Source organism: Klebsiella sp. HMSC25G12 (genome assembly GCF_001807705.1).
In the GTDB taxonomy this organism is placed as follows: Bacteria; Pseudomonadota; Gammaproteobacteria; order Enterobacterales; family Enterobacteriaceae; genus Klebsiella; species Klebsiella variicola.
The window spans coordinates 142,193-168,222 of record NZ_KV789880.1 but is presented as its reverse complement, the minus strand read 5'-3'; the positions used below and the strand labels follow the sequence as shown (position 1 = coordinate 168,222).

The window sequence follows — 26,030 nt, the reverse complement described above, 5'->3', positions numbered from 1 at the left end:
CGCGATGAGCGAAGCATTCCGCGATATTTCTCCGGACGCACCGGAGCTGCAGCCGATTATTAGCGGGCTGTTTGCCGAATATGCCGCCCGCTACGGCGACTATTTTTCCCGCGATGCGGAAGTGGAGTTGACTGAGTGGTATTTGCCGCCGCAGGGGCTGTTTATCGTCCTTGAGCGTGAGGGAGAAATTATCGCCACCGGCGCTTATAAACCGAAAGATCGCCACACCGCGGAGATCAAACGTATCTGGACGCACCGCCGTCTGCGCCAGCAGGGGCTGGCGGCGAAGGTGGTCCAGGAGCTGGAACGGCGGGCGGTGCTGGCCGGGTACAGCCATATCTACCTGACCACTGGCTTCCGTCAGCCGGAGGCGGTAAAGCTCTATCTCAGCCAGGGATATGAGGCGCAGTTTGACCTCACGCGAGACCCGGAAGAGTACAGTCAGCCGCCGTACGATGGCCGGCTGCGGTTCACTAAAGCGCTGGCGGTGAGCGCCTTCAGTCACAGCGCTTGAGGAGGCATGATGCATTCATCTGAAACAATAAAAGTGGTGCCGGCGCGCTATCCGCTGCGGGTGGTCGGGGCCCTGGTCGCCCTGCTGGTGCTGGCGGTGGTGATCCAGTCGGTGGCCTTTAACCCGCGCTGGGAGTGGGGCGTCTTCGCCCGCTGGTTCTTCGACCCGGTGATCCTCGAGGGGCTGGGGCAAACCCTGCTCCTTACCCTGCTCGGCACGGTGCTGAGCGTGATCTTCGGCGGCCTGCTGGCGCTGGCCCGCTTATCCTCATCGTGGCTGCTCAGCAGCCTCGCCTGGGGCTATATCTGGCTGTTTCGCTCGCTGCCGCTGATTGTGGTGCTGATTATTCTGTACAACTTTTCCTATCTCTACGACACCCTGTCGCTGGGGATCCCGTTTACCGGCGTCACCTGGGCCAGCTATCAGACCATTAACGTGCTGGGGCAATTCTCCACGGCGGTGGTGGGCCTGACGCTGGTGCAGAGCGCCTATACCGCGGAGATCATTCGCGGTGGCTTTTTGGGGGTCGACCATGGGCAGTATGAAGCCGCCGCTGCACTGGGGCTTCCCGCCTGGCGACGTACGCTGCGCATTATTCTGCCGCAGGCGCTGCGCACCATCCTGCCCTCCGGCTTCAATGAGATCATCAGTCTGGCCAAGGGAACGGCGATGGTGTACGTCCTGGCGATGCCGGAACTGTTCTACACCATCCAGATGATCTACAACCGTACCCAGGAGGTGATCCCGCTGTTGATGGTTGGCGCCGCCTGGTATCTGGCGATCACCAGCGTCCTCTCCGCCATTCAGTATCTGGTGGAACGCGCCCTGGCGCGCAGCGAGCGCCGCTCGGCGGTAAACAGCGCCCGCAGCAGTCGTCTGAATCAACCCGCACGTCAACCACAGCCGCAGGAGGCCGTTCATGCCCAGCTCTCATAATGGCCATATCTCTATCACCGGGGTCAGCAAATACTATGGCCGCCACAAGGCGCTGGACGATGTGTCGCTGGAGATCCCTCCGGGCACGGTGACGGTGATCCTCGGCCCTTCCGGCTCGGGCAAGTCGACGCTGCTGCGCACCATCAATCACCTCGAACGTGTCGATGAGGGATTTATTCAGATTGACGGCGACTATATTGGTTATCGCCGCAAAGGCGACAAGCTGTATGAGATGAAAGAGAAGGAGATCCTCCGCCAGCGGATCAACGTCGGCTACGTGTTCCAGAACTTTAACCTGTTTCCGCACCTGACGGTGCTGGAGAACCTGATAGAAGCGCCGATCGCCCACAAGCAGGTCACGCGCAAAGAGGCCATTGCCCGCGCCTATGAGCTGCTGGACGTCGTCGGCCTGCGCAATAAAGCCGACGCCTGGTCGCGGCATCTCTCCGGCGGCCAGCAGCAGCGTATCGCGATTGCCCGGGCGCTGGCGCTGGACCCGCGGGTGATCCTGTTTGATGAGCCCACCTCGGCGCTGGATCCCGAGCTGGTGGGCGAGGTACTGGATGTCATCAAGAAGCTGGCGCGCTCCGGTACCACCCTGGTGGTGGTGACCCACGAGGTAGGCTTTGCCCGCGAGGTGGCCGACCAGGTGGTGTTTATGGTCGACGGCAGGATCGTCGAGCAGGGCAGCAGCGACGAGGTACTCAACCATCCGCAGCATCCGCGTACCCGACAGTTTTTATCCAGGGTGCTGCCGTCATGAACAGAGCGCTAATGACCCTTGTTCTCAGCGCTTTTGCCATGAGCGCTCACGCGGCGCTGGATCTGCGTGCCAATGAGCAGCCATTGCCGGTCACCCGCGACCCGCAGGCGATAGCGAAAATTCCGCCGGGCTATCGCTTCGTCGAGCCGGGGACGCTAACGGTGGCGATCTCTGCGCTCAATTCGCCGCCGCTGGCGCTGCTGGCCAGCGACAACCGCACGCGGATCGGCAGCGACCCGGATATGGCCCGCCTGCTGGCCGGAAGCCTTGGCCTGAAGCTCAGGCTGGTGCCCACCGCGTGGGAGGACTGGCCGCTGGGCATCGCCTCCGGCCGCTACGATGTGGCGCTGATCAATATCGCGGTGACCGAGAAGCGCAAAGAGAAGTTCGATTTTGCGACTTACCGGGTGGACTCCCTGGCCTTCTCGGTGAAATCCACCAGCGACATCGCCGCGGTAAACGGACCCGCCGACCTCGCCGGGCGCAAAGTGATCGTCGGGTCCGGCACCAATCAGGAGCGGATCCTGCTGGGCTGGAATGAGGACAACCGTGCCGCCGGACGGCCGCAGGCCCAGCCGGTCTACCTGACCGATGATGCCTCCGGCAACCTCTATATCCAGTCCGGGCGAGCGGATATCTTTTTCGGCCCGCAGTCGGTGGCAGCCTATAAGGCCGCCCTTAACGGCCAGACCCGGGTGGTGGGCCTGGGGCCGAAAAAAGCGTGGGTGGCGACGACCACTAAAAAAGGCAACGGCCTGGTCTTTGCCCTGCAGGCAGCCCTCGACGGGGCGATTGCCCGCGGTGAATATCAGCAGGTGCTGGCGCGCTGGGGAGAGCAGGGCGAGGCGGTGGCGCAGTCGGTGGTCAACCCGCCGGGGATAACCTACTAAAAAACCGCTGTTTCGCCGGAGTACGACGCGAAACAGCGGAGGCGAATGCTCGCCAGGGTCTTCAATCAAACGGTGCGCGGAGTGAGCGTCAAGCGATCCAGCGGCCCAACGATAAACAGATAGGAGAACAGGCCAAGCACGCCCATGGAACCGACGTAGAGGATGGCGTAATCAAACGAGTGGGTGTTGGCGAGGATCACCCCGATGACCAGCGGGGTAATGATGCTCGCCAGGTTGCCGCACATATTGAACACGCCACCGGCAATACCGAGCATCTCTTTCGGCGAGGTGTCGCTCAGCACGCACCAGCCGAGGTTCCCGAAACCTTTGGCAAAGAACGCCAGACTCATGGCGGCGATCACCACCACTTCCGAAGAGGTGTAGTTGGCGACGACAATGACGCAGGAGAGCAGCATGCCGCAGATCACCGGGAGCTTACGGGCGGTGGTCAGACTGTAACCGCGTTTCAGCAGCCAGTCCGAAAATACGCCGCCCAGCAGGCCGCCGATAAATCCAGCTATGGCCGGGATACTGGCGACAAACCCGACCTTGAGGATTGACATGCCTTTGGCCTGGTAGAGGTAAGTCGGAAACCAGGTGAGGAAGAACCAGGTAATCGATGTGACGCAGAACTGGCCGATATAAACCCCGATCATCATGCGATTGACGCAGATGCTTTTAATCTGCGCGAGAGTTAATTTTTGCGGCGTTTTTTGGCTACCTAATTCCGGTACGCCGCCGCCTTCACGAATATAATCGAGCTCCTGCGGGTTAATTTTAGGATGATGTGAAGGATCCTTCACTTTTACCAGCCAGAATATTCCCAGCACCACCCCGATAGCGCCAATATAATAAAAAACATAGTGCCAGCTTAAATTATGCAGAATGATGGTCATCAGCGGCGTAATAATGCCCAGCGAAATATACTGCGCGGCCTGATAGACCGAGGTGACAAATCCACGCTCTTTATTGGGGAACCACTGGACGCTCAGGCGACTGTTGGCCGGAAAAGCGGGTGCTTCAATGGCCCCCATCATCAGACGCAGGAGCACCAGCACCACCAGCGGACTGGCAAACAGATAAACAGTGCCCTGAAACATAGTGACGACCGACCAGCCAATCAGCGCGCAGCCGTAGACCAACCGCGAACCATATTTATCCAGCAGCCAGCCGCCGGGGATTTGCATAATGACGTAGGAAATACCAAACACCGAAAAGGCCAGGCCCATTGCTTCAGGGTCAAAACCTAACTCTTTACTCATCATCGGCGCGACAACGGACAGGGTGGCCCGGTCAGCATAATTAAATACGGTCGCGAGAAATAAAAAAACCAATATACCGTAACGCACGTTGCTGCGTTTTATTTGCTGTTGCATGTTATTCAACTCCTTTGCAGGGTTGTGAAGACACGTCATCTTTCAGGCCGCTTTGATGCTTGCTGACGGATTTCGTGTATTGCGAGTACAGCGGGTCAGAGGTTTATTCCCGGTGACGCTGCGCTTACCGGGGCTACGGGTTCTCAGTGGTCTGCGGACCGGTAGCCCGGATAAGGCGTGGACGCCGTCATCCGGGAGAAGTCATTACGGGCGTTTTCCAAACTCGCAGCTTTGCTGGGTCCAGCGGCGAGCCTGCTCGCTGAGGGTGAAGCCCAGACCATGGCGTTCGGAAACCCACATCCGGCCATCGCGCAGTTCTAGCTGCTCGTTAAACAGCGGGTTCAGCCACTCGAAGTGCTCCAGCCATGGCTCCAGCGGGTAGGCGGCGGCGAGATGCAGGTGCACCTCCATGGCAAAGTGCGGAGCCAGTTTGCGACCGTGCTTCGCGGCCAGATCCATTATTTTCAGGAACGGGGAGATCCCACCGACGCGCGGGGCGTCCGGTTGCACGAAGTCGCTGGCGTTGCCGAGGATCAATTGCTCATGTTCGCGGAAGCTGGTCAGCATCTCGCCGGTGGCAATCGGCGTATCCAGCGCGGCAGCCAGCTGCGCGTGGCCTTCGACGTCATAGGCATCCAGCGGCTCCTCAATCCAGATCAGATTGAACGGCTCCATTTTGCGCCCCATGCGGATGGCGGTTTCGCGATCCCACTGCTGGTTGGCATCGACCATCAGCGGGAAGTCATCACCCAGCACTTCGCGCACCGCCGTCAGACGACGGATATCCTCGGCAGTATTAGGCTGACCGACTTTCAGTTTAATCCCGCCGATGCCGTTTTCACGGGAGATAGCCACGTTTTTCAACACCTGATCCAGGGGGGTATGCAGGAAGCCGCCGGAAGTGTTGTAGCACTGCACGGAATCACGATGTGAACCCAGCAGTTTGGCCAGCGGTAGACCGGCGCGTTTGGCTTTCATATCCCACAGGGCAATATCGATAGGGGAGATAGCTTGTACCGCCATGCCGCTCCGGCCGACGGAAGCCCCGGCCCACAGCAGTTTGGTGTAGATCTTGTCGATGTCGTTCGGATCTTCGCCAAGCAGATTATCGGCTATCTCTTTGGCGTGAGCGTAAATACCCTGGCCGCCCGCACGTTTCGAGTAGCTAAAGCCGACGCCGGTGAATCCATCCCGGGAGTGAATTTCCGCGATGATAATCGCCACTTCGGTCAGCGGTTTTTGGCGACCGGTCAGCACTTTGGCATCGCTGACGGGGGTGGCCAGCGGCAGAAAAGCCAGCGACAGTTTAACGTGGTCAATGCGGTCACCGGTTTCAGCGGCGGTTTTGACGCCGAAAGCTTTGGCGTAGGTTACGGACTCGGAATTGGCGCTTGAGGTCATAGTAGTGTCCTTTTTGATAATAAAATGATTGCGCTATCATTTGTAATGGTGAAATGCTTTTGACGCTACGCTAGTGGTTTTAATTTGTACAAACGATCACAATTGGCCGTTATAAAGGCGAAAACTTTGCTGTGCAGGTCACAATCCAAAACAGTTTGTGAAAAGTGACAAGTCATAATGATAGCGATAACATTTTATATTGCAGGTCGTTGATTCTGTTAGGGGAGACGCGGCGGGCGCTGGCAATTGCGTGGGGCATCATCAATAATGCCCACAGGAAACGACTTAACACAGGGGCTTAGCCGTGAAAAGCAAAAAACCGACGCGGGCGCCGACGCTGGAGGATGTGGCTCGCAGCGCCGGGTTGTCGCCGATGACGGTCAGTCGGGCGCTGAATACGCCCCAGCTGGTCAGGCCAAAAACGGTAGAGAAAGTGATGCAGGCTGTGCAGGCGACGGGCTATATCCCCAATGCGCTGGCCGGCGGCCTCGCCTCCAGGCGCAGCAAGCTGGTGGCGGTCGTGGTACCGCAAATCAATAACAATATGTTTGTCGATACCATCCAGGCGCTGAGCGATACCCTGGCGGCGCGCGGCTACCATATGCTGCTGTGCGTGGCGGGCTATGACCGGCAGACCGAGGCCGAGCTGGTCTCTACCTTGCTTTCGCGGCGCCCTGATGGCGTGGTGTTAACCGGCATCCAGCATGCGCCGCTGTTAAAGAAAACGATTCTTAACGCCGCCACGCCGGTGGTGGAAATCTGGGATCTCACCCCGACGCCGCTGGATATGCTGGTCGGTTTTTCCCATGAAAAAGTTGGCGAAACCATTGGCGAGTATGTACTGGAGAAAGGCTACCAGCGACCAGGCCTGCTGTGGGCGGGCGATGCGCGCGCGATGTTGCGTAAGCAGGGGCTCTGTGCCCGACTGGCTAAAAAAGGGCTGGACGATGCGCCTCAGGTTGAAGTGCCGCTCCCGGCGTCGTTGGCGCTGGGGCGGCGCGGTCTGGCGGAGCTGCTCGCCGCCAGCGAGTTTGATGTGATCATCTGCAGCTCAGACACCCTCGCCCAGGGGGCGATTATGGAAGCCGAAAGCCGGGGGCTACGCGTACCGCAGGATCTGGCGGTGATCGGTTTTGGCGATCTGGATTTCGCCGCCAGCAATCGTCCGGCTATCACTACCGTCAGCGTCGACCGTCATGCCATCGGTGAACGGGCCGCTACGCTGCTGGCTGACCGCATCGAAGGAGGAGAAGACAGCGGGGTGATTATAGATATCGGCTTTCAGCTGGTGGCACGAGAATCGGCGTAGGCCTGCCTTTTCAGGGCATGGTGTGCCGGGTGGGTGAGCGGCGAATTTCTGCCTACACTTAGGCTTTACCCTGGAGGCAGACCATGATTACCGTTTATGGCGTGCCGGGATGGGGCTCGACGATTAGCGAGCTGATGCTCTCCCTGGCCGATATTCCCTACGAGGTGGTTGACGTGGAGGGCTTTGACCAGCCCGGTCCGGCGCGCGAGCGTCTGCGGCAGATTAATCCGCTGTGCCAGGTGCCCACCCTGAGGCTGGCCGATGGGAGCATCATGACCGAAACCGCCGCCATCGCGCTGATGATCCTCGATCAGCGTCCCGATCTGGCCCCCGCGCCGGGGACGCCGCAGCGTCAACAGTTCCAGCGTCTGCTGGTCTGGCTGGTGGCCAACGTCTATCCTACCTTTACCTATGCCGATTATCCGGAACGCTGGGCGCCCGCCGCCGCGGAGCAGCTGGTGGAGAATTGTCGCCAGTACCGGAAAAATCTCTATCTCTGGTTCGAACAGCAGCTGGCTGCCGGGCCGTGGGCGCTGGGCTCGTCGGTAACGTTGCTGGATTGCTATATCGCGGCGATGTACAGCTGGGGGCCGCGACAGGCGTGGTTTGACGACCACGCGCCAAAATTCGCCGCCATCGCCCGGGCGGTCTGTCAGCGACCGGAGCTGGCCGCGGCGCTACGCCGTAACAAGCTGATTTAACGCACGCGATGGCAACCAGAACGGCCATTCTGTGGTAGCGTTATGGCTCTGACCACAAGGAGTCTTTGCTATGCCGCATGTAGATATTAAATGTTTTCCCCGTGAACTGACTGACGAACAAAAAACCGCGCTGGCCGCCGACATCACAGAGGTGCTGATCCGCCATCTGAACAGCAAAGAGAGCGCCGTCAGCGTCGCGCTGACTCAGGTTGAGCCGGACGCGTGGCAGGCGGTGTGGGACAGTGAGATCGCCCCGCAGATGGCGCAGCTGATAAAGAAGCCGGGTTATAGCATGTAATTGCCACTGGCGGGCATGATGCCCGCCAGTGACGCTCGGTCAGAACCAAATCTCCGTCTGCACGCCGAAGTTCCATGTCCCGCCAGCGGTAAAGCCTTTGCTGCCGAAATCATCGTTGATCGCATAACGATCCAGGTCTTTATCCCAGTTCATCCACGTGACAAAGAAACGTATCTCCGGCCGCGCTTTGATATCAAACACATCGCCCACTTTAAAGGTGGGGGCGAAGGTCAGCTTGTAGAAATCACCGCGGACCGCCTGATACTGATAAACGTTGTCATTATAGCGATAGCTGCGCCCGTTCGGATTGAGATCCATATACTGCCACGAGGCCTCATACAGCAGGGCGAAGTGAGCGGAGATCCCTTGCGATACCCGCAGGTTAAACGTCGCCCAGTCGTAGCGGTCGCCGTCGCGATAGCGGTCTTCGCTGTGCTGGGCTATCACCGACGGCGCCAGCTGCCAGTTTTTCCCCAGCGGCAGGATCCCGTACGACGCAAAGCGCAGGGAGGCCGCGTTCTCGGTCAAGTCGCCATCGCTCCCCGGCTGACGCGCTTCGGCGCCCAGCCCGACGCCGTACTGCAGTGCGCTTTCCGACACCCCTGGCGCCAGGCCGTAGAACTGCTGTTTGTCGTGCAGGGCCAGCATCGCGTAGTAGCCGTTTTTGGCGGTGTTATCGCTGCGCAGGGCATAGCTCCCGGTGGTCGAGGTATTATCTTTCAGGTCATCGTTACCCTGGGCGGTCATCACCGTGGTCATCAGCTGCCAGTTGCCGTAAAAATGGTTGGCGGTGAACAGCAGATTCTGGATGTCATTATCCGCGTAATTATCGCTGCCAAGGTCGCCGAAGTTACGCGCATACACCGAATAATCGCCGCGCAGGCCGCTTCCCCAGTCGACATCATTGATCCCGCCGCCGGTGCCACCGAGGAACATGATGTCGCTATCGGTAAAGTGGATATCGAAGTTATCCCGATCAAAGCGTTTGCCGGCCCAGATCGAGGCGCGTTTTAACGGTCCGGTGAACTCGGCGAAGTCGCCCATCTCGACGTACAGCTGACGAATGTTCAGATGGTGGCTGTCGTTGTCCTGAACCCACGGATCCGGGTTGGTGGCCCCGTCGGCGAGCATGGTCTTAAAGCGCGCCCATGAGCCATCGTTGAAGGTAAGCTTTTTGCCAAAGCTCAGCTCAGCGTAATTATCTTTTTCGTTGCCGAGACGACCGACGTGGGCATCGCCGTTGAGCGAACTGGCCGGGGAGATGCCTGGCCCGCCGCGGGCACCTTTGCCGTGGCTGTTGACTAACATTCCGGAACGGGCGTAGGCGTTAAAGGTAAAGCCGTCGTCCGGGGAGCGCTTCGCCAGCTGCTCGCTCAGCTGCTGATTGGTGGCCTGCTGTTTTTGTTCGCGGGCCGTGGTCTGCTGGCTGAGCGCCTGCACCTGCTGCTCCGCCGCCGCCGCGCGCTGTTCGGCGGCGGCGGTTTGCTGTTCTGCCCGCTGCGCGCGGCGGCTGGCTTCGCTGGCCTGCTGTTCGGCGAGATTGAGGCGCGCTTCAAGTTGCGCCAGCCGTTGTTCGACGCTCAACCCGGCGGCGCTGGTGAGTGGAAAAAGGGCGCAGCACACCGCTGCGCTAATCACAGAGATACGCATAAAAGTCCTTAATTTATCCAGAGGTTAAAGCAGCGGGGCGCCTTACATGGCGGGGGATTCTCCGGTGGCCGGGGCTGGCGAGGCGCCGCGTCCGGCATCGAGGTCGGCACGGATCTGCTCATAGTGATCGTCGAGGCGGTAGAAGCGGCCCATCCACAGCATCGAGGCGAGGATCAACAGCGCCGGAATGTACAGATAGCAGGCCTTGATGGCCAACAGGGCGCTGTCGCTTTGCGCCTGGTTGGCGATATAGCCGCCGGAGGAGAGCAGTGCCCCGGTGATCGCCCCGGCGCCGGCCATCGCCACCTTGCCGAGAAAGCCGTTTATCGAGGTCAGGATACCCGCGGTATTAATGCCGGTTTTCCACACGCCGTAATCCACCGGGTCGGCCTGCATCGAGAAATAGATAGCCGTGCGCTGACCGGCGCCAAGGGAGAGGATCACCGCCCCGACGATCAGCCCCAGCGCGTAGGTGCCAGACAGCATCATCATCCCCATCCCGAGCAGATTGACCGCGCTGGCCACCAGATAGACATGACGTTTTTTCATGCGTCGGGCCAGCAGCGGGACGGTGAGGGTGCCGAGCAGGGGAACGAAGGTGGAGACCCCGGCGATAACCGCCGTCAGCTCGGTATTCCCGACGTAATAGTGGAAGAAGTACACCAGCGCTCCGGTCTGAAAGAAAAAGGCCCCCCACATCAGAAAGATATTGCTGGCGAAGATCCACCACGGACGATTGGCGCGCAGGCTAATCCAGGCGCGTTTCAGGGTCATGCGCTCCCCGGTGAGGGTGATCTTTTCTTCGACGTTGCGAAAGCTCACCAGCAGGAAAAAGGCCGCCAGTACGCCAAAAATCACTGCGGTATAGAGGAACCCCTGCTGCTGGTCGCCTTTGCCCAGCATGCCGACCAGCGGCAGGGTGGCCACGGCGACGATGGTGGCCCCGAGGGATCCCAGCAGAATACGTACCGCCGACAGCGTGGTGCGCTCTGCGGAATCACTGGTTAAAAACGGCAGCATGGCGCAGAACGGAATGTTCACCAGGGTGTAGAGGAACGACAGACACAGATAGGTGATAAAGGCGTACAGCAGTTTGCCAGTGGTGCCGAAATCCGGCACATAAAAGGCCAGAATACACAGCAGACCAAAAGGCAGGGCGCCGATCAGCAGCCAGGGACGGCAGCGCCCCCAGCGGGTGGCAGTATTGTCGATTACCAGCCCCATCAGCACGTCGGCCACGCCGTCCACCAGCCGGGTAACCAGGAACATCAGCCCGACGTAATAGGCCGGGAGACCCATCACGTCGGTGTAAAAGAACATCAGATACAGAGAGATCATTTGCCACACAAGGTTGCAGGAGAGATCGGCAATGCCATAGCCAAGGCGCTGCCGCCACAGGGTAAACGTTGTTTCTGCCATAAATCACTCGCTTATCGTTGTTGTTAAAGTCCGTACTGGCGAATAAACCAGGCCGGGGTACAGCTCCACGCATGGCAGTAACTGTTAATGAGCTTACTGCCATACGGGGAAAAGTCAGGATGCTGTGGGTCGAAAATTTCCCAGAAGGTATCGGCGCCGGAGTCAACCATCGCCCCCCAGTAGGCTTTGATCTCCGCCACCGCCTCCTCGCGCAGGCCGCACTGCAGCAGGGCGACAATGTGATGATGGCGCAAGTACGGGGTATTCATGGCAATGGCGGGCGGCTGTTGCTGCAGGCGGCGCATCAGCGCTTGCCGCTGCCCGGCGGTGCCAACTTCCGCCAGTACCAGCCAGATCTGCGACGCCCATGAGACCTGGCGCGCGGCGCCGCTGATAAACACCTGCCGCTCGCTGTCCCACAGGTGCTGCTGAGCGGCCTCTTTCAGCTGCGCGAGCGTAGCGGTGTAGTCGGCTACCCGCTGCGGTTCAAAACGCTGCGCCAGCCAGAGGGCGCGCTGCAGGCAGTGGATGAGCACCCCCTGCGCCGCCGCCTGTTTATTCAGATCCGCCTGCCAGTCGATAAATACCCACCAGTCATCGCTGTCGCGCACCAGGCCGTGGGGATCGCAGCGGGTCAGCGCCAGCTCGATTTGCCGCCGCGCCGTGGGCCACAGCTCACCGACGGTTTCCGTGTCGCCGGTGCTTTGCAGGTAGTTATAAAGTACGTCGATAAAAAATAATGAATAATCAAAGAGAAAGGTGTCATCGGCGCGCACATCAGGCTGGACAAAGACATTGGCGGAGACCATGCCGTCTTCCCGGGTATGGCCGGCAAACAAGTACAGGCAGCGGCGGACCAGATCGTGGTGGCCGAAGGTCACGTCATTGACCAACGCCTGCAGGCGCAGGTCGCCGAGCCACAGCCGACGGTCGCGTTTCGGCCCATCCTCAAATACCTCCTGCATGCAGTTTTGCAGGGTGCGAACCGCGACGCTATCAATGGCTTTCAACTGCGGATCGGCGATGACCGCCGGCTGCGGGCTGCCGGCTGAGGTAACGGTTTCCAGGGCTATCTCATCGAACTGCAGACGAAATTTGCGCGACAGCGCTTTGACCTCCACCTTCAGGTAGCGCAGGCAGTAGCGACGCGGCAGGTCAACCCGGGCGGGCAGGACGTCGAGCCACAGATCCTGTTGCTGCAACCAGCTACTGCTCAGCCACCCCTGGTACTCGCTGAACGGCTCGCAGACTTCGCTCAGCGTTTCGCCGAAGGTGAAGTGCAGATGGGCCGGGGCATCCGGCGGGCTGCCGACGCTGCGGCAGCTGAACTGCAGGTAGCCAACAAAATGGCTGCCAAAATCAATGATGATGCTGTCGCCGACGCGAAGCGGCTGCTGATAAAACTGCTCAGGCGTGCAGACGGTGTGTCCCCGCCAGCCGTTCAGCGCCGCCGGATCGGCGACGGCCTCGACGATGGCCTGCGGCGTCTGGCGCTGACGATGTAGCGCGGGCGTCAGGGCGGCCGCACGCTGTAATAAATGCGGATGGCGGGTCATCGCCACACTGGAATTGTATTGAATTGCCTGTGACATACTGCGTCCTCTCCATTAGGTTAGGCGCAGCATAGGCCGTCGTCTGGCGGCGCCACCACTCTGGCAATGCCAAACCGTCAGTGAAAATGGCAGGAATAATGAGGTGGGGGCGCTGGCGATCACAAATCCGCACATCGGGCGCGTGGCGAAGGTCGGAATAGATTATCGTGCCCCTGCGCACCAGGCTGTTCAGGATTTGCTGTAATGATGACACTGACCGTTGAGTATTATTTCACCCATCCCCAGGATAAGCTCGGCATGTACGCCAGCGACCCGGAAGATAATAGCCAGGAGCATGGCCACGAGTTTGCTGAGCTGGTGATCGTCGAGGAGGGGCATGGATTACACGTTATTAATGGCCGCCCGCTGTACATCCAGCAGGGCGATGTATTTTACGTCCAGCCTGGCGATGTCCACTATTATGATGAACTGGGGACGCTGAAGCTGATTAATGTCTTAATTAATCCGGCGGTGGCCTTTCGCTATTTACAGCAGATGGAGGGATTGCTGCAGCAATTATCGGCGCAGCGTGCCGCCTGCTATGGCTGGCTGGCGCCGGAGACCCGCAGCTATTGTCGGGAACTGGTGGAAAAGATATTTTCCCCGGCGCTGAGGGCGGCGGATAATACCCCGCAACGGGAGTCTCTCTTTTTCCAGCTGGTGACCACCATTCTCACAGCCGAGTCGGAAGCCGAATATAGCAGCACCCGCTATAAACTGCATAAATTACTCACCTGGCTGCAGGAGCACTGTTTCGAAGAACATAACTGGCAGCAACTGGCGGAGCAATTTCATCTCACCACCCGCACGGCGTTTCGCCATATTAAAGAGGCCACGGGCTTAACGCCGGATAATTATCTGAAACGTCTGCGACTGGTCTCCGCGCGGGTCAAATTACGTGAAACGGAGATGTCCATTACCGAAGTGGCTTATCTGTGCGGCTTCGCCAACAGCAACCACTTTACCACTCTGTATAAAAAAGTGTTTGGCCTGACCCCCAGCGCCGATCGCCGCCGCCCACCGGGTTAAAAGGGGGGCCGCAGGCCGGGCAGGGGAAAAATCTGCCACCCGCGGCAGGTCACGCTTATTCGTCGAGGGAGTTTGCCCGCACATGACGACCGCTGGCGACAAAATTGCCGGTGCCAAGATGATGCAGGGTATTGAGCTTATCGTCGTCGAACTGCCAGCGTCCGGTGACGAACGCGCGTTCATCGGCGGCGGCAGACACCACCTCCCCGAACAGGGTGTCGTACTGGGTCTGGGCCGCCGTCGCCGGCAGCAGTCGGCACTCCATCCATGCCAGACACTTCTCCTCGATCAGCGGCAACCCCAGCTCCGGGCCGGTCACTACCGGGATCCCCCAGGCATTGAATTTGTCCTCATCGCGGCCGCTGACGCTGCCGACGGCGTAGGTCCAGCTGGCGGCGGCGACGCCGGGGACCACAATGCCGAAGGTGCCGTTGCGCTCGATGATCTCCCGCGTCCAGGTACTTTTATCCACCACGATAGCCACCCGCGGCGGGGCGAATTCCACCGGCATTGACCAGGCGGCGGCCATGACGTTGCGCCGGTCAGACGGGGCATCGTAGCTGGTGATCAAAATGGTCGGGCCGTGGTTGAGCAGGCGGCTGGCGTACTGCAGTTCAACGTGGCGAAAGCGGCTCATAGGCGTTCCTTGAATAATGGGTCGGTTGGCAGGTAACACGTTAAGCCGCAATGAAAATGTAATCAATACGTCATCTCGTCTGACTATAGTCGCCAGCACTAAGTCCCAAAGAGGATCACAATATGTTGGCTCCCCTGATGTTATCCCAGGTGAGCGTGCCCCGTCGGATGTCGGCCGCCGGGCAGGTCTCGCTGTCCCGAAAGGGAGGGCGATGATGCGCACGCTGACCCCTATCACCCTGCAGGAGGTCTCTTTTGCCTTCGCAGAGACTCCCGTTCTTGACCGTTTCTCGTTGCATATCGAACCCGGCCGCATCGTGGCGCTACTGGGTCCGTCCGGCTGCGGCAAAAGCACTTTGCTGCGTCTGCTGGCCGGGCTGAGCGTGCCGGCCAGCGGCGAAATCCGCTTTGGCGACAGGCTGGTCGCCCGCGCAGGATGGGGATTGCCCCCGGAGCAGCGCGATATCGGCATGGTTTTTCAGGATTACGCCCTCTGGCCGCATATGAGCGTGGCGCAGAACGTCGCCTTTCCGCTGCGCATGCGCGGCGTCTCCCGTAGCGAACGCGAGCGCCGGGTCAGCGAGGCGCTGGCGCGGGTAGGCCTCAACGGTTTCGCCGAACGTAAACCCTCTGGTCTTTCTGGCGGTCAGCAGCAGCGGGTGGCGCTGGCGCGGGCGATCGTCGCCGCGCCGCGGGTGCTGCTGTTTGATGAACCGCTCTCCAACCTGGATAGCGAACTGCGCGAATCGCTGTGCGGCGAAATGAGCCGCCTGTTGCGACAGCTCGGCATCACCGCCGTGTATGTCACCCATGATCGACGTGAAGCCGAGCTGTTAGCTGACCAGATTGTCTATTTATCCGCGGGCCGCGTGGCCGCTGTCCGCGCCGTTACGCCAACCTCAGGGGAAGTTGCATGAACACCGTTATGACCGTTAAGAAAGGAGTGGTACTCGCGATGGCTCTTTCCGCCATGATGCTCTCCAGCGCCCATGCGCTGACCGTTTACACCGCCGGACCCGGCTCGCTGGCGAAAAGCCTGGCCAGCGGTTTTGAACAACAGACCGGGGTGAAGGTGACGGTTTTCCAGGCCACCACCGGCAAAGTAATGGCCCGACTGGAGGCCGAGCAGGCCAACCCGCAGGCGGATGTGCTGATCTCCGCCTCGTGGGATACCGCCGAAGATCTGCACCAGCGGGGCTGGTTGCTGCCTTTTGCGAGCGCCAATGCCGACCAGGTACCGGCGAACCTGAAATCGGCGGACTATATCGCCCAGGGCGTCTCCGCCCTGGGCATTGTCTGGAACAGTAAAAGCGGTACCCCGGAACCGAAAGAGTGGCGGGATCTCACCCAGCCGGCGTTTAAAGACAAGGTGACAACCCCCGACCCGGCGCTCTCCGGTGCGTCGCTGGATTTGCTGATCGGGCTGCAAAACAGCATGGGCGACCAGGCCTGGCAACTGTTTGACGATCTGAAAAAGAACGGCATGGTGGTCAGCGGACCCAACGCCCAGGCGGTGACGCCGGTGATGCAGGGGGCGAAAGCGGCGGTATTTGGCGCGGTGGATTATGTCTCCTACGGCAATATTCAGCAGGGCGAGTCGCTGAAGGTGATCTTCCCGGCCAGCGGAACAGTGATTGCCCCGCGCCCGATGATGATCCTCAAAACCAGCCAGCATGCCGACGATGCCAAAGCCTTTATCGATTATGTGCTGTCGCCGGAAGGTCAGGCGAGGGTTGCCGATGCCTGGCTGATGCCCGCCCGCCGCGACGTGGCGGCCAAACGTCCGCTACTGGACGCGCTGAAGGTGCTGCCCACCACCAGCGAAGGCAGCAGCGAACGGGGCGCCGTGCTCGCCCGCTTCAGTCAGCTGTACGCGCAGTAATTGCTCCTGTTCCTCCGGCGCTGGCCGCCGGGGGACCCCTCAGCTTCAGGAACCGGTTGTGAAACAAACATTCCTTTCCGGCGCGACCCTCGCCGCCCTGGTGATGCTGGTCGCGTTGCCGTTAGTATTTATTCTGCTGCAGGCGATTTTTCCCCATTTTAGCGCCGGTTCGCTCGGGGACGCCTTTGGCGGCGTCTCAGTGCTGCTGGCCGATCCCCAGTTACCGGCGATGCTCGGCGGTACGCTGTGGATCGCCGCCGGCGTGGCGCTGGTCAGCGTAATGATTGGCCTGCCGCTCGGCATCCTGCGCGGTATGTTTTCGCTGCCGCTGCCCCGACTGTGGGATCTCCTGTTTTTGATCCCCTTTCTGACGCCGCCCTATATCTCGGCGCTCTCCTGGATGCTGGCCCTGCAAAGCCAGGGCTATCTGCAGCAGCTGACCGGCTGGCAATTGAACGATCTGCTGTTCAGCCGCAGCGGTATCGTGCTGGTGATGACCTTTAATATTTTCCCGGTGGTGTACTTTGCCGTCTCCCGCAGCCTGCTGGCGAGCGGGACCCGGCTGGCGGTGGTCGCCCGCGTCCATGGCGCCACCGCCTGGCGCGCCTTCTGGCACGTGACACTGCCGATGCTCTCCCCGGCGCTGGCGGCGGGCACGCTGTTGGCGTTTACCCTCGCTATCGAGGAGTTTGGTGTACCGGCGGCGCTGGGCAGCCGGGCGGGAGTGGTGATGCTGACGGTCGGTATTGAGAAAAAGCTGGCCGACTGGCCGGTGGACCTTACCGGCGCCGCGCTGCTGTCGCTGCTGCTGATGGCGGTGGCGTTGTTCGCCTGGTGGCTGCAAAAGCGGCTGGTGGGGGAGAAAGAGGTCACCAGCGTCACCGGCAAGCCGGGAGAAAACCGCGGGGCATCGCTGGGCTGGATGACGCTGCCCGCCGTGCTGGTGATGGCGGCCGTCGGCGGCCTGGCGGTCGGCATCCCTGCCGCCTCGATGATGCTCACCAGCGTGATGGGCACGCTCTCAGGGGGCGTGAGTGTTGAGAATGTCACGCTGCGTCACTTCGCGGCGCTGTTTGACCAGCAGGGGGATGCCCTGTCGGCCCTCGGCACCAGCCTGTCGCTGGCCCTGGGCTCGGCGCTGATCGTCGGCGTGCTGGGCCTGCTGGCCGCCTGGCTGGTGATGGTGCAGAAGATTAAAGGGCGCGGGATGGTGGACGCGCTGTCGCTGATGCCGGCGGCGCTGCCGGGCGTGGTGGTAGGCGTCGGTTTGATCCTGCTGTGGAATCAGCCTTTCTGGCCGCGCTCGCCCTATAACACGCTGTGGATGTTGCTGCTCTCCTATTGCTGCCTGCTGTTGCCCTGGCCGGTGCGCTATGTCGGCAGCGCGCTGCGCCAGCTGGGCCCCAATCTTGAGTCCGCCGCCCGGGTGCACGGGGCGTCGCCACTGCAGGCGCTGCGGTTGATTGTCCTGCCGCTGGTCTTTCCGGCGCTGCTGGCGGCGATGCTGATGGTGTTCGCGGTGGCCTCCCGGGAGCTGGTGACCTCGCTGCTGCTCTCTCCGGCCGGTACGCAAACCGTGGCGGTGTTTATCTGGCGCCAGTTCGAACAGGGTTCCGTCGGTCAGGGCATGGCGATGGCCAGCCTGACGCTGTTGACCGGTCTGGTCCTGATGCTGACGGCGCTGGCGCTGATGCAGCGCAGCACGCGCGGTTAACGACAAGCGCACAAAAAAGACGGTCGGCGCGGAAAAATAGGCTATAAATGTCGGACACCTACAGCTGGAGGCCTTGATGAGTCCCTTTTTACGCGCCTATTTTTCCCGTCTGGGCTGGACGGGTGAGCCTGATGTATCCATTGATACCCTGCGGGAATTGCATCTGCAGCATAACAGCGCCATCCCCTTTGAAAACCTCGACGTCCTGCTGCCGCGGGAGATCCACCTTGACGATCGGGCGCTGGAAGAAAAGCTGATCGCCGCCCGCCGCGGGGGGTATTGTTTTGAACAGAATGGCCTGCTGGAGCGCGCGCTGCGCGAGATAGGCTTTAACGTCCGCAGCCTGCTGGGCCGCGTGGTGCTGGCCAATCCGCCGCAGATGCCGCCGCGTACTCACCGTTTATTGCTGGTGGAAGTGGCGGGCGAGCGCTGGATCGCCGACGTCGGCTTCGGCGGCCAGACATTGACCGCGCCGATCAAACTGCTGGCCGATATCCCCCAGCAAACGCCGCACGGTAGCTATCGTCTGGTGCATGAGGGCGATGAGTGGACGCTGCAGTTCAACCATCACGAACACTGGCAGTCGATGTACCATTTCGATTTAGGCCGGCAGTATGCGTCTGATTATGTGATGGGTAACTTCTGGTCGGCGCACTGGCCGCAGTCCCACTTCCGTCACCATCTGCTGATGTGCCGTCATCTGCCCGACGGCGGCAAAATGACCCTCACCAATTTCCACTTTACCCACTGGGAGAATAACCACGTGGTGGAGAAGGTCGATTTTGCCGATGTCTCCGCGCTGTATGAAGCGCTGCAGACCCGCTTCGGGCTGGGCGTGGACGATCCTAAACATGGCTTTAGTGAAGCGGCGCTGGCGGCGGTAATGGCGGCGTTCGATACCCATCCGGAAGCCGGGAAATAACTCTCCTCATGCCCGGCGGCGCTGCGCTGACCGGGCCTGTGAGACGACCCTGTAGGCCGGGCAAGGCGACAGCCGCCACCCGGCGAAATTACAGGTGCCGTGCCTGATATCTTGCCCGGCGGCGCTGCGCTTGCGCGGGCCTGGGAGGTATGAGCCTTTGAGAGGCCCCTGTAGGCCGGATAAGGCGTAGCCGCCATCCGGCATAAAGGCTGGAACCGGGGCTGAAAAATATGACCCGGAGTCGGCGCGAGCGCCTCGTCCGGGCTACCGGTAAACGGGCATGGCTGGGGCCGCCAGCCTTCAGCGGCGGGAGCGTACCACCTGGTAACGGCGGGTAAAATACTCCACCGGCGCACTCCAGACGTGAACCAGACGGGTGAAGGGGAAGATCAGAAAGATAGTCATCCCCAGCACCAGGTGGACGCGGTAAATCCACGCCACGCCGTCCAGATGCGCTGAGGCGCCGCCGTGGAAGGTGACCACCGCCTGCGCCCAGTCCACCAGCTTGAGCATTTCGCTGCCGTCCGGATGCCGGGCGGAGAAGGGGATGGTCGTCAGCCCCAGCGCGCACTGAATCAGCAGAATGCACAGGATCAAAATATCCGCGGTCGTGGAGGTGGCGCGAATGCGCGGGTTGGTCAGGCGGCGCATCAGCAGGCCGATACCGCCGACCAGGGTCAGCACGCCGCAGATGCCGCCGAGGATCATGGCCATCAGCTGCTTCTGCGACATCGGCAGGAACCACGAGTAGACCCAGTGCGGGGTCAGCATGCCAAAAAGATGGCCGAAGAAGATGCCGAGAATGCCGATATGAAATAAGTTCGACCATAGCACCATCCCGCGCTTATCCAGCATCTGGCTGGATGAGGCGCGCCAGGTATACTGCCCGTAATCGTAGCGCAGCCAACTGCCCACCAGAAACACGGTGCCGCACAGGTAAGGGTAGATATCATAAAAGAAGACGTTCAGATACTGGATCATTTCGGGCCTCCGGCGCGGATGTCAACGTACTGCGGCGCCACATCCTGACTAAAGCGTCGTTGATAAGCTTGCATCGACGAGCTGTCGCAAGCGGTCGCGTTATCTTCGATAAACTTCACCTGCTCTTCTTCCCACACGGCGTCCAGCGCCTGACGGGTATCGTCGCGCTTTTCTCCCGCCACCTGTTTTGTGACACTGTCACTGGTGAGCGGGCTTTTAGCCAGCGCCAACAGGGCGTCAAACAGCTGATAATACGGACAGGCTCGCTGCTTCAGGCGGCCGCCGATCAGCGCCAGAATCGGCGCGATATTCTGCAGCCCTTCGCGCGCCTCCGCGGGGGGTAAAATACTGAGGTACTCCAGATACAGCGGCAGATGATCGGGCAGCTCGCGACAATCGATCTGCAGACCCGCCTGCTGATACTGATTCATCAGGTCGACCATCGCCTGGCCGCGGTCTCGCGACTCGGCATGCACATGTTCAAACAGCAGCAGCGAGGTGGCGCGCCCGCGCTCGAACACCTCGCACCACTCGGCCTGGCGATCCAACAGCGGAGCCGTCAGCAGCTCACTGACAAACGGCGTCAGGGAAGGGACATCGGCCCTGACCAGCGCCAGGGCGTCGTCGCGGTTCTCCCACAGTAACTCGTCGGGGTACTCAAGCAGCAGACCGATCACTTTCAGGATCCGCATCACTCGCCCTCCCCATGCCTACGCACGCCGCTGACGTCGATGGCGTCGATCCGCCGGCTGTTAAACAGGTTGAATTTCGTATCTGACCCGTGGCAGCCATCGCCGAAGGTAAAGCCGCAGCCGTTACGTTCCGGGAAGGCATCCTCCGCCAGTTCGCGATGGCTGGTGGGGATCACGAAGCGGTCTTCGTAGTTGGCGATCGCCAGATAGCGATACATCTCTTCGACCTGCTCAACGCTGAGGCCCACCTCTTCAATGGCCCGGGTATCGGTGACGCCCTCGACGGTTTGCGAGCGCTTGTAGTGGCGCATCGCCATCATCCGTTTCAGCGCGCGCAAGACCGGCCCGGTATCGCCTGCGCTCAGCAGATTCGCCAGGTATTGCACCGGGATGCGTAGACTCTCAACCGCTGGCAGGATGTTGCCGTTGCCCGGCAGGCCGCCGGCGTCGGCAACCGACTGGATCGGCGACAGAGGCGGCACGTACCAGACCATCGGCAGGGTGCGATACTCCGGATGCAGCGGCAGGGCCAGCTTCCAGTCCATCGCCAGCTTATAGACCGGCGACTTCTGCGCCGCCTCAATGACGTTATGCGGGATCCCTTGTTTTAGCGCTTCCTCAATGACCGCCGGATCGTTTGGATTAAGAAACACCTCGCACTGGCGCTCATAGAGGTCGGTTTCATGTTCGGTACTGGCCGCCTCTTCGATGCGGTCGGCGTCATACAGCAGTACGCCAAGATAGCGGATGCGCCCGACGCAGGTTTCTGAGCAGACCGTTGGCTGTCCGGACTCAATACGCGGATAGCAGAAAATGCATTTTTCCGACTTGCCGCTCTTCCAGTTAAAGTAGATTTTTTTGTACGGACAACCGCTGATGCACATCCGCCAGCCGCGGCATTTATCCTGATCGATCAGTACGATGCCATCTTCCTCACGCTTGTAGATCGCGCCGCTCGGGCAGGTGGCCACGCAGCTCGGATTGAGGCAGTGCTCGCACAGGCGCGGGAGATACATCATGAAGGTATTTTCGAACTGGCCGTACATCTCTTTTTGCATGGCTTCGAAGTTACGGTCGCGGGCGCGTTTCTCGAATTCGCCGCCGAGCAGCTCCTCCCAGTTAGGGCCCCAGTTAATCTTATCCATACGCTCGCCGCTGATCAGCGAGCGCGGGCGGGCGGTCGGCAGATATTTGCCCTCCGGCGCGTTGTGCAGATGCTGGTAGTCGTAGGTAAAGGGTTCGTAGTAATCGTCGATCGCCGGCAGCACCGGGTTGGCGAAAATCTTCGATAATACGCTGACCCGATTGCCGAGACGGGGCGTCAGTTTACCGCTAATGCCGCGGATCCAGCCGCCTTGCCACTGATCCTGGTCCTCCCAGTTTTTTGGGTAGCCAATGCCCGGTTTGGTCTCCACGTTATTGAACCACGCGTACTCCATGCCTTCGCGGCTGCTCCAGACGTTTTTACAGGTGACCGAGCAGGTGTGACAGCCGATGCATTTGTCCAGATTCAGCACCATTCCAACCTGAGAACGGATTTTCATTTTTTCGCCTCCTGTACCTGATCGCGACCTTCGTCATCCAGCCAGGCAATATTCTTCATTTTGCGGATCATGATGAACTCGTCGCGGTTCGAACCGACGGTGCCGTAGTAGTTAAAGCCATAGGCTAGCTGGGCGTAGCCGCCAATCATGTGCGTTGGCTTCGGACAGACGCGGGTTACCGAGTTATGAATACCGCCGCGACGACCGGTCACTTCCGAACCCGGGATATTCATAATCCGCTCCTGCGCGTGGTACATCATGGTCATCCCCGGCGGCACGCGCTGGCTCACCACCGCCCGCGCGGTGAGGGCGCCGTTGGCGTTGAAAGCTTCAATCCAGTCGTTATCTTCAATGCCCAGTTCTTTCGCGTCGGTTTCGCTTAGCCAGACGATGGGCCCGCCGCGCGACAGCGTCAGCATCAGCAGGTTTTCGCTGTAGGTGGAGTGGATCCCCCATTTCTGGTGCGGCGTCAGGAAGTTGAGCGCTTTTTCCGGGAAGCCGTTTGGCGGTACGGCCTTCATCTGGCTGACGCTGCGGGTATCGACAGGCGGGCGATAGGCCACCAGGCTTTCGCCGAAGGCGCGCATCCACGGATGGTCCTGATAGAGCTGTTGCCGCCCGGAGAGGGTGCGCCAGGGGATCAGCTCATGCACGTTGGTATAACCGGCGTTGTAGGAGACATGCTCGCTTTCCAGCCCGGACCACGTTGGGCTGGAGATGATCTTGCGCGGCTGCGCCTGAATATCGCGAAAGCGGATCTTCTCATCCTCTTTATTCAGCGCCAGATGAGTGTGCTCGCGGCCGGTAAATTCTCCCAGCGCTTGCCAGGCTTTCACCGCCACCTGGCCATTGGTTTCCGGCGCGAGGCTGAGAATAACTTCGGAGGCGTCGATGGCGCTGTCGATGCGCGGGCGGCCTTTGGCCGGACCATCCGGCTTGAGGTAGTTAAGCTTGCCGAGGAAATCGACTTCGCTCTGCGTATTCCACGCAATACCTTTCCCGCCGTTGCCGAGCTTATCGAGCAGCGGGCCGAGAGAGGTGAAGCGGTCCCAGGTGGCGGGATAGTCGCGTTCAACCAGGGCAATTGACGGTGCGGTTTTGCCTGGAATGAGATCGCATTCGCCTTTGCGCCAGTCGAGGACATCGAACGGCTGCGACAGCTCCGCCGGAGAGTCGTGCTGCAGCGGCACCAGCACTACGTCGGTCTCTTTGCCAAGATGGCCGACGCAGACCTGCGAGAAGGATTTGGCGATATCCTTGTAGATCTCCCAGTCGCTTTTCGCCTCCCAGGCCGGGTCGACGGCGGCGGAGAGCGGGTGGATAAACGGGTGCATATCCGAGGTGTTCATATCGTCTTTTTCGTACCAGGTGGCGGTCGGCAGGACGATATCGGAGAACAGGCAGGTACTGGACATGCGGAAATCGAGAGTCACCAGGAGATCGAGTTTGCCCTCAATCGCCGCGGTCTGCCACTCGACTTCCTCCGGCTTCACGTCAGCGGCAGAGCCAAACTCCTCGCCCTGAATACCGTTATCGGTACCGAGCAGATACTTGAGCATGTACTCATGGCCCTTACCGGACGAGCCCAGCAGGTTCGAGCGCCAGATAAACAGGTTGCGCGGGTGGTTGTTGCCGCTGTCCGGCTGCTCGGCGGCAAAGCGAATGTCGCCTGATTTTAACGACTGGACGGTGAACTCAGCGGGGGAGAGCCCGGCGGCGTCGGCCTGCTGCCTGATGCTCAGCGGATTAACGTTAAGCTGCGGCGCGGAGGGCAGCCAGCCCATGCGCTCGGCGCGAACGTTGAAGTCGATCATATGGCCGCTGAATTTGCTGGCGTCGGCCAGCGGCGACAGCAGCTCCTGCGCGGTCAGTTTTTCATAGCGCCACTGGCTGGCGTGGTTGTAGAAATAAGAGGTACTGTTCATCTGCCGCGGCGGACGACTCCAGTCCAGGGCGAACGCCAGCGGCAGCCAGCCGGTCTGCGGGCGCAGCTTTTCCTGGCCGACATAATGCGACCAGCCACCGCCGCTCTGACCAACACAGCCGCAGAATACCAGCATGTTGATCATCCCGCGGTAGTTCATATCCATGTGGTACCAGTGGTTCACCCCGGCGCCGAGGATAATCATTGAGCGACCATGGGTCTTGTGCGCCGTCTCGGCGAACTCGCGGGCGATTTGTTCGATATGCTGGCGCGGCACGCCGGTGATCTGCTCGGCCCATGCCGGGGTATAGGCTTTGACCTCGGCGAAATCCTTCGCCGCATTGACATCGTCAAGCCCGCGATCCAGACCGTAGTTAGCCAGAATCAGGTCATAGACGCTGACCACCAGGCCGCGTTCACCGCTGGCCAGCGTCAGCTGTTTCGCCGGTAGCAGGTGAAGGGTCACCGGTGACTGCGCTACGCTGCGAAAATGCGGGTTTTCGTTGCCGCCAAAGTAAGGGAAGCCTACCGACACCACGCTGTCGCGAATATCCAGCAGCGACAGCTTCAGCTCGACATCGTTGCCGTCTGCCCGTTGTTCAAGATTCCATTTGCCTTTTTCGCCCCAGCGAAAGCCGATGGAGCCGTTCGGCGCCACCAGTTCGCCGTCAGCGTTACAGGCGACGGTTTTCCATTCCGGGTTATTCCTTTCCCCGAGACCGTCAAGCAGGTCGGAAGCACGCAGCATACGGCCCGGCGTATAGCTGCCGTCGTCGCGCGGCTCGAGCATCACCAGCATCGGCATGTCGGTGTAGGTCCGGCAGTAGTTAAGAAAGTAATCGCTCGGGTTATCGAGGTGGAAGGCTTTAAGGATCACGTGGCCCATGGCCATCGCCAGCGCGCTGTCGGTGCCTTGCTTCGGCGCCAGCCACTGGTCGCAGAGCTTGGCGACTTCCGAATAGTCCGGCGTGATGGCGATGGTTTTGGTGCCCTTGTAGCGTACTTCGGTAAAGAAGTGGGCGTCCGGGGTTCGGGTCTGCGGGACGTTGGAGCCCCAGGCAATAATGTAGCTGGAGTTGTACCAGTCGGCGGATTCCGGCACGTCGGTTTGTTCGCCCCAGGTCATCGGCGAGGCGGGGGGGAGATCGCAGTACCAGTCATAAAAGCTCAGGCAGGTGCCGCCGATCAACGATAAATAGCGGGTGCCCGCGGCGTAGGAGACCATCGACATCGCCGGGATCGGCGAAAAGCCCGCGACGCGGTCCGGGCCGTAGTGTTTGATGGTCCAGACGTTGGCGGCGGCGATCAGTTGATTTAACTCTTTCCAGCTGGAGCGAACAAAGCCGCCTTTGCCGCGGACTTGTTTGTAGCTGCGGGTTTTTAGCGGATCCTGCATGATGCTATCCCAGGCCTGTACCGGGTCGGGATGCTGCGCCAGGGCTTCGCGCCACAGCTCAATCAGCCGTTTACGCGCCAGCGGGTACTTCAGCCGGTTGGCGCTGTAGAGATACCAGGAGTAGCTGGCGCCGCGCGGGCAGCCGCGCGGTTCGTGGTTTGGCAGATCTGGCCGGGTGCGCGGATAATCGGTCTGCTGGGTTTCCCAGGTAACGAGGCCGTTTTTGACGTAAATTTTCCAGCTGCAGGAGCCGGTGCAGTTCACACCGTGCGTGGAGCGGACAATTTTGTCGAACTGCCAGCGTTGACGGTAACTATCTTCCCAGTCACGGTTGTTGTTGTAGACCTGGCCGTGGCCGTTGGCAAAGGTCTCGCCTTTCTGCTTAAAGTAGCGAAAGCGATCCAGTAATTTACTCATGACATTTCTCCTGCTCCGATGATGTCCGGCATCGTGCCACCCGG

The 26,030-nt window shown here is 60.4% G+C and carries 22 protein-coding genes; 12 read left to right on the top strand and 10 right to left on the bottom strand.

Annotated elements, in window-relative coordinates; genetic code table 11:
* The first annotated feature begins 4 nt into the window (after positions 1 to 4).
* Genes HMPREF3096_RS12465 through HMPREF3096_RS12450 form a run of 4 tightly spaced genes read left to right on the top strand, consistent with a single transcriptional unit; the run spans position 5 to position 3,103 of the window.
* Positions 5 to 514 carry a GNAT family N-acetyltransferase gene (locus HMPREF3096_RS12465; RefSeq protein ID WP_008804708.1) on the top strand — a complete coding sequence of 170 codons (510 nt, stop codon included), beginning with the start codon at positions 5 to 7 and terminating at the stop codon, positions 512 to 514.
* 9 nt (positions 515 to 523) lie between these two features.
* A complete protein-coding gene (locus tag HMPREF3096_RS12460; RefSeq protein WP_008804709.1) occupies positions 524 to 1,450 on the top strand; it encodes an amino acid ABC transporter permease in 927 nt (308 codons plus the stop codon).
* Positions 1,434 to 2,213: an amino acid ABC transporter ATP-binding protein gene (locus HMPREF3096_RS12455; protein WP_008804710.1), complete on the top strand. Its 780-nt coding sequence runs from the start codon at positions 1,434 to 1,436 to the stop codon at positions 2,211 to 2,213. Before HMPREF3096_RS12460 ends, HMPREF3096_RS12455 begins: the two co-directional genes overlap by 17 nt.
* 38 nt (positions 2,214 to 2,251) lie before the next feature.
* The gene (locus HMPREF3096_RS12450) at positions 2,252 to 3,103 is read left to right on the top strand and encodes a transporter substrate-binding domain-containing protein (RefSeq protein ID WP_162494483.1); all 852 of its coding nucleotides are present in this window, start codon (positions 2,252 to 2,254) and stop codon (positions 3,101 to 3,103) included.
* A gap of 65 nt (positions 3,104 to 3,168) precedes the next feature.
* Here the strand turns inward: HMPREF3096_RS12450 and HMPREF3096_RS12445 are convergent, their stop codons facing one another.
* Positions 3,169 to 4,479 carry an MFS transporter gene (locus HMPREF3096_RS12445; protein WP_070544485.1) on the bottom strand — a complete coding sequence of 437 codons (1,311 nt, stop codon included), beginning with the start codon at positions 4,477 to 4,479 and terminating at the stop codon, positions 3,169 to 3,171.
* 204 nt (positions 4,480 to 4,683) lie between these two features.
* Positions 4,684 to 5,880: an L-talarate/galactarate dehydratase gene (locus HMPREF3096_RS12440; RefSeq protein ID WP_022066149.1), complete on the bottom strand. Its 1,197-nt coding sequence runs from the start codon at positions 5,878 to 5,880 to the stop codon at positions 4,684 to 4,686.
* A gap of 304 nt (positions 5,881 to 6,184) precedes the next feature.
* Here HMPREF3096_RS12440 and HMPREF3096_RS12435 point away from each other — a divergent pair, with 304 nt between their 5' ends.
* The 3 genes from HMPREF3096_RS12435 (at position 6,185) to pptA (ending at position 8,188) form a co-directional block, all read left to right on the top strand.
* Positions 6,185 to 7,189, top strand: a complete 1,005-nt coding sequence (locus tag HMPREF3096_RS12435; RefSeq protein WP_016161162.1) for a LacI family DNA-binding transcriptional regulator — start codon at positions 6,185 to 6,187, stop codon at positions 7,187 to 7,189.
* A gap of 83 nt (positions 7,190 to 7,272) precedes the next feature.
* Positions 7,273 to 7,890, top strand: a complete 618-nt coding sequence (locus HMPREF3096_RS12430) for a glutathione S-transferase family protein (protein WP_008804715.1) — start codon at positions 7,273 to 7,275, stop codon at positions 7,888 to 7,890.
* Positions 7,891 to 7,960: 70 nt separating this feature from the next.
* Positions 7,961 to 8,188, top strand: coding sequence for a tautomerase PptA (pptA, locus tag HMPREF3096_RS12425; protein ID WP_002906690.1), 228 nt, complete (start codon positions 7,961 to 7,963; stop codon positions 8,186 to 8,188).
* Between the two features lie 39 nt (positions 8,189 to 8,227).
* Here pptA and HMPREF3096_RS12420 read toward each other — a convergent pair whose 3' ends face one another.
* The 3 genes from HMPREF3096_RS12420 to HMPREF3096_RS12410 are packed head-to-tail and all read right to left on the bottom strand — an operon-like array spanning position 8,228 to position 12,849.
* Entirely contained in the window at positions 8,228 to 9,838 is a 1,611-nt protein-coding gene (locus HMPREF3096_RS12420; RefSeq protein ID WP_070544484.1) for a carbohydrate porin, read from the bottom strand.
* Positions 9,839 to 9,880: 42 nt separating this feature from the next.
* Complete coding sequence (locus tag HMPREF3096_RS12415) at positions 9,881 to 11,257, bottom strand: MFS transporter (RefSeq protein WP_070544483.1); 1,377 nt, start codon at positions 11,255 to 11,257, stop codon at positions 9,881 to 9,883.
* Positions 11,258 to 11,280: 23 nt separating this feature from the next.
* Positions 11,281 to 12,849 carry an alpha-L-rhamnosidase-related protein gene (locus HMPREF3096_RS12410; protein ID WP_070544482.1) on the bottom strand — a complete coding sequence of 523 codons (1,569 nt, stop codon included), beginning with the start codon at positions 12,847 to 12,849 and terminating at the stop codon, positions 11,281 to 11,283.
* 204 nt (positions 12,850 to 13,053) lie between these two features.
* Here HMPREF3096_RS12410 and HMPREF3096_RS12405 point away from each other — a divergent pair, with 204 nt between their 5' ends.
* Positions 13,054 to 13,878: a helix-turn-helix domain-containing protein gene (locus HMPREF3096_RS12405; protein WP_008804719.1), complete on the top strand. Its 825-nt coding sequence runs from the start codon at positions 13,054 to 13,056 to the stop codon at positions 13,876 to 13,878.
* Between the two features lie 55 nt (positions 13,879 to 13,933).
* On the opposite strand, the gene HMPREF3096_RS12400 is transcribed toward HMPREF3096_RS12405, so the two are convergent.
* On the bottom strand, positions 13,934 to 14,515 hold the full coding sequence (locus HMPREF3096_RS12400; protein WP_004151228.1) for a flavin reductase family protein: 582 nt from the start codon (positions 14,513 to 14,515) through the stop codon (positions 13,934 to 13,936).
* Between the two features lie 211 nt (positions 14,516 to 14,726).
* On the opposite strand from HMPREF3096_RS12400, the gene HMPREF3096_RS12395 reads away from it, so the two are divergent.
* The 4 genes from HMPREF3096_RS12395 to nhoA all read left to right on the top strand — a co-directional run bounded on the left by HMPREF3096_RS12395 (position 14,727) and on the right by nhoA (position 19,032).
* Positions 14,727 to 15,431, top strand: coding sequence for an ABC transporter ATP-binding protein (locus HMPREF3096_RS12395; RefSeq protein WP_012541582.1), 705 nt, complete (start codon positions 14,727 to 14,729; stop codon positions 15,429 to 15,431).
* A complete protein-coding gene (locus HMPREF3096_RS12390; RefSeq protein ID WP_008804721.1) occupies positions 15,428 to 16,396 on the top strand; it encodes an ABC transporter substrate-binding protein in 969 nt (322 codons plus the stop codon). The genes HMPREF3096_RS12395 and HMPREF3096_RS12390 overlap by 4 nt, the downstream gene beginning before the upstream one ends.
* Before the next feature lie 58 nt (positions 16,397 to 16,454).
* The gene (locus HMPREF3096_RS12385; RefSeq protein WP_070544481.1) at positions 16,455 to 18,110 is read left to right on the top strand and encodes an ABC transporter permease; all 1,656 of its coding nucleotides are present in this window, start codon (positions 16,455 to 16,457) and stop codon (positions 18,108 to 18,110) included.
* Between the two features lie 76 nt (positions 18,111 to 18,186).
* Positions 18,187 to 19,032, top strand: coding sequence for an N-hydroxyarylamine O-acetyltransferase (gene nhoA, locus HMPREF3096_RS12380; RefSeq protein ID WP_070544480.1), 846 nt, complete (start codon positions 18,187 to 18,189; stop codon positions 19,030 to 19,032).
* Between the two features lie 300 nt (positions 19,033 to 19,332).
* On the opposite strand, the gene narI is transcribed toward nhoA, so the two are convergent.
* From narI to HMPREF3096_RS12360, 4 genes are read right to left on the bottom strand one after another with little or no spacing between them, the layout of a single operon-like run.
* Complete coding sequence (narI, locus tag HMPREF3096_RS12375; RefSeq protein WP_009484267.1) at positions 19,333 to 20,013, bottom strand: respiratory nitrate reductase subunit gamma; 681 nt, start codon at positions 20,011 to 20,013, stop codon at positions 19,333 to 19,335.
* The gene (gene narW, locus HMPREF3096_RS12370) at positions 20,010 to 20,705 is read right to left on the bottom strand and encodes a nitrate reductase molybdenum cofactor assembly chaperone (protein ID WP_004180106.1); all 696 of its coding nucleotides are present in this window, start codon (positions 20,703 to 20,705) and stop codon (positions 20,010 to 20,012) included. Before narW ends, narI begins: the two co-directional genes overlap by 4 nt.
* Positions 20,705 to 22,249 (bottom strand): nitrate reductase subunit beta, encoded by a 1,545-nt coding sequence (narH, locus tag HMPREF3096_RS12365; protein WP_049157847.1) that lies wholly within the window; start codon positions 22,247 to 22,249, stop codon positions 20,705 to 20,707. The genes narW and narH overlap by 1 nt, the downstream gene beginning before the upstream one ends.
* On the bottom strand, positions 22,246 to 25,986 hold the full coding sequence (locus HMPREF3096_RS12360) for a nitrate reductase subunit alpha (RefSeq protein WP_070544479.1): 3,741 nt from the start codon (positions 25,984 to 25,986) through the stop codon (positions 22,246 to 22,248). The genes narH and HMPREF3096_RS12360 overlap by 4 nt, the downstream gene beginning before the upstream one ends.
* Positions 25,987 to 26,030 lie beyond the last annotated feature (44 nt).

Excerpts from the sequence above, each read along its gene's own strand:
- HMPREF3096_RS12465 (WP_008804708.1), top strand. The coding sequence starts at position 5 with ATGAGCGAAGCATTCCGCGATATTTCTCCGGACGCACCGGAGCTGCAG.
- HMPREF3096_RS12460 (WP_008804709.1), top strand. The coding sequence starts at position 524 with ATGCATTCATCTGAAACAATAAAAGTGGTGCCGGCGCGCTATCCGCTG.
- HMPREF3096_RS12455 (WP_008804710.1), top strand. The coding sequence starts at position 1,434 with ATGCCCAGCTCTCATAATGGCCATATCTCTATCACCGGGGTCAGCAAA.
- HMPREF3096_RS12450 (WP_162494483.1), top strand. The coding sequence starts at position 2,252 with ATGAGCGCTCACGCGGCGCTGGATCTGCGTGCCAATGAGCAGCCATTG.
- HMPREF3096_RS12445 (WP_070544485.1), bottom strand. The coding sequence starts at position 4,479 with ATGCAACAGCAAATAAAACGCAGCAACGTGCGTTACGGTATATTGGTT.
- HMPREF3096_RS12440 (WP_022066149.1), bottom strand. The coding sequence starts at position 5,880 with ATGACCTCAAGCGCCAATTCCGAGTCCGTAACCTACGCCAAAGCTTTC.
- HMPREF3096_RS12430 (WP_008804715.1), top strand. The coding sequence starts at position 7,273 with ATGATTACCGTTTATGGCGTGCCGGGATGGGGCTCGACGATTAGCGAG.
- pptA (WP_002906690.1), top strand. The coding sequence starts at position 7,961 with ATGCCGCATGTAGATATTAAATGTTTTCCCCGTGAACTGACTGACGAA.
- HMPREF3096_RS12420 (WP_070544484.1), bottom strand. The coding sequence starts at position 9,838 with ATGCGTATCTCTGTGATTAGCGCAGCGGTGTGCTGCGCCCTTTTTCCA.
- HMPREF3096_RS12415 (WP_070544483.1), bottom strand. The coding sequence starts at position 11,257 with ATGGCAGAAACAACGTTTACCCTGTGGCGGCAGCGCCTTGGCTATGGC.
- HMPREF3096_RS12410 (WP_070544482.1), bottom strand. The coding sequence starts at position 12,849 with ATGTCACAGGCAATTCAATACAATTCCAGTGTGGCGATGACCCGCCAT.
- HMPREF3096_RS12405 (WP_008804719.1), top strand. The coding sequence starts at position 13,054 with ATGATGACACTGACCGTTGAGTATTATTTCACCCATCCCCAGGATAAG.
- HMPREF3096_RS12400 (WP_004151228.1), bottom strand. The coding sequence starts at position 14,515 with ATGAGCCGCTTTCGCCACGTTGAACTGCAGTACGCCAGCCGCCTGCTC.
- HMPREF3096_RS12395 (WP_012541582.1), top strand. The coding sequence starts at position 14,727 with ATGATGCGCACGCTGACCCCTATCACCCTGCAGGAGGTCTCTTTTGCC.
- HMPREF3096_RS12390 (WP_008804721.1), top strand. The coding sequence starts at position 15,428 with ATGAACACCGTTATGACCGTTAAGAAAGGAGTGGTACTCGCGATGGCT.
- nhoA (WP_070544480.1), top strand. The coding sequence starts at position 18,187 with ATGAGTCCCTTTTTACGCGCCTATTTTTCCCGTCTGGGCTGGACGGGT.
- narI (WP_009484267.1), bottom strand. The coding sequence starts at position 20,013 with ATGATCCAGTATCTGAACGTCTTCTTTTATGATATCTACCCTTACCTG.
- narW (WP_004180106.1), bottom strand. The coding sequence starts at position 20,705 with ATGCGGATCCTGAAAGTGATCGGTCTGCTGCTTGAGTACCCCGACGAG.
- narH (WP_049157847.1), bottom strand. The coding sequence starts at position 22,249 with ATGAAAATCCGTTCTCAGGTTGGAATGGTGCTGAATCTGGACAAATGC.
- HMPREF3096_RS12360 (WP_070544479.1), bottom strand. The coding sequence starts at position 25,986 with ATGAGTAAATTACTGGATCGCTTTCGCTACTTTAAGCAGAAAGGCGAG.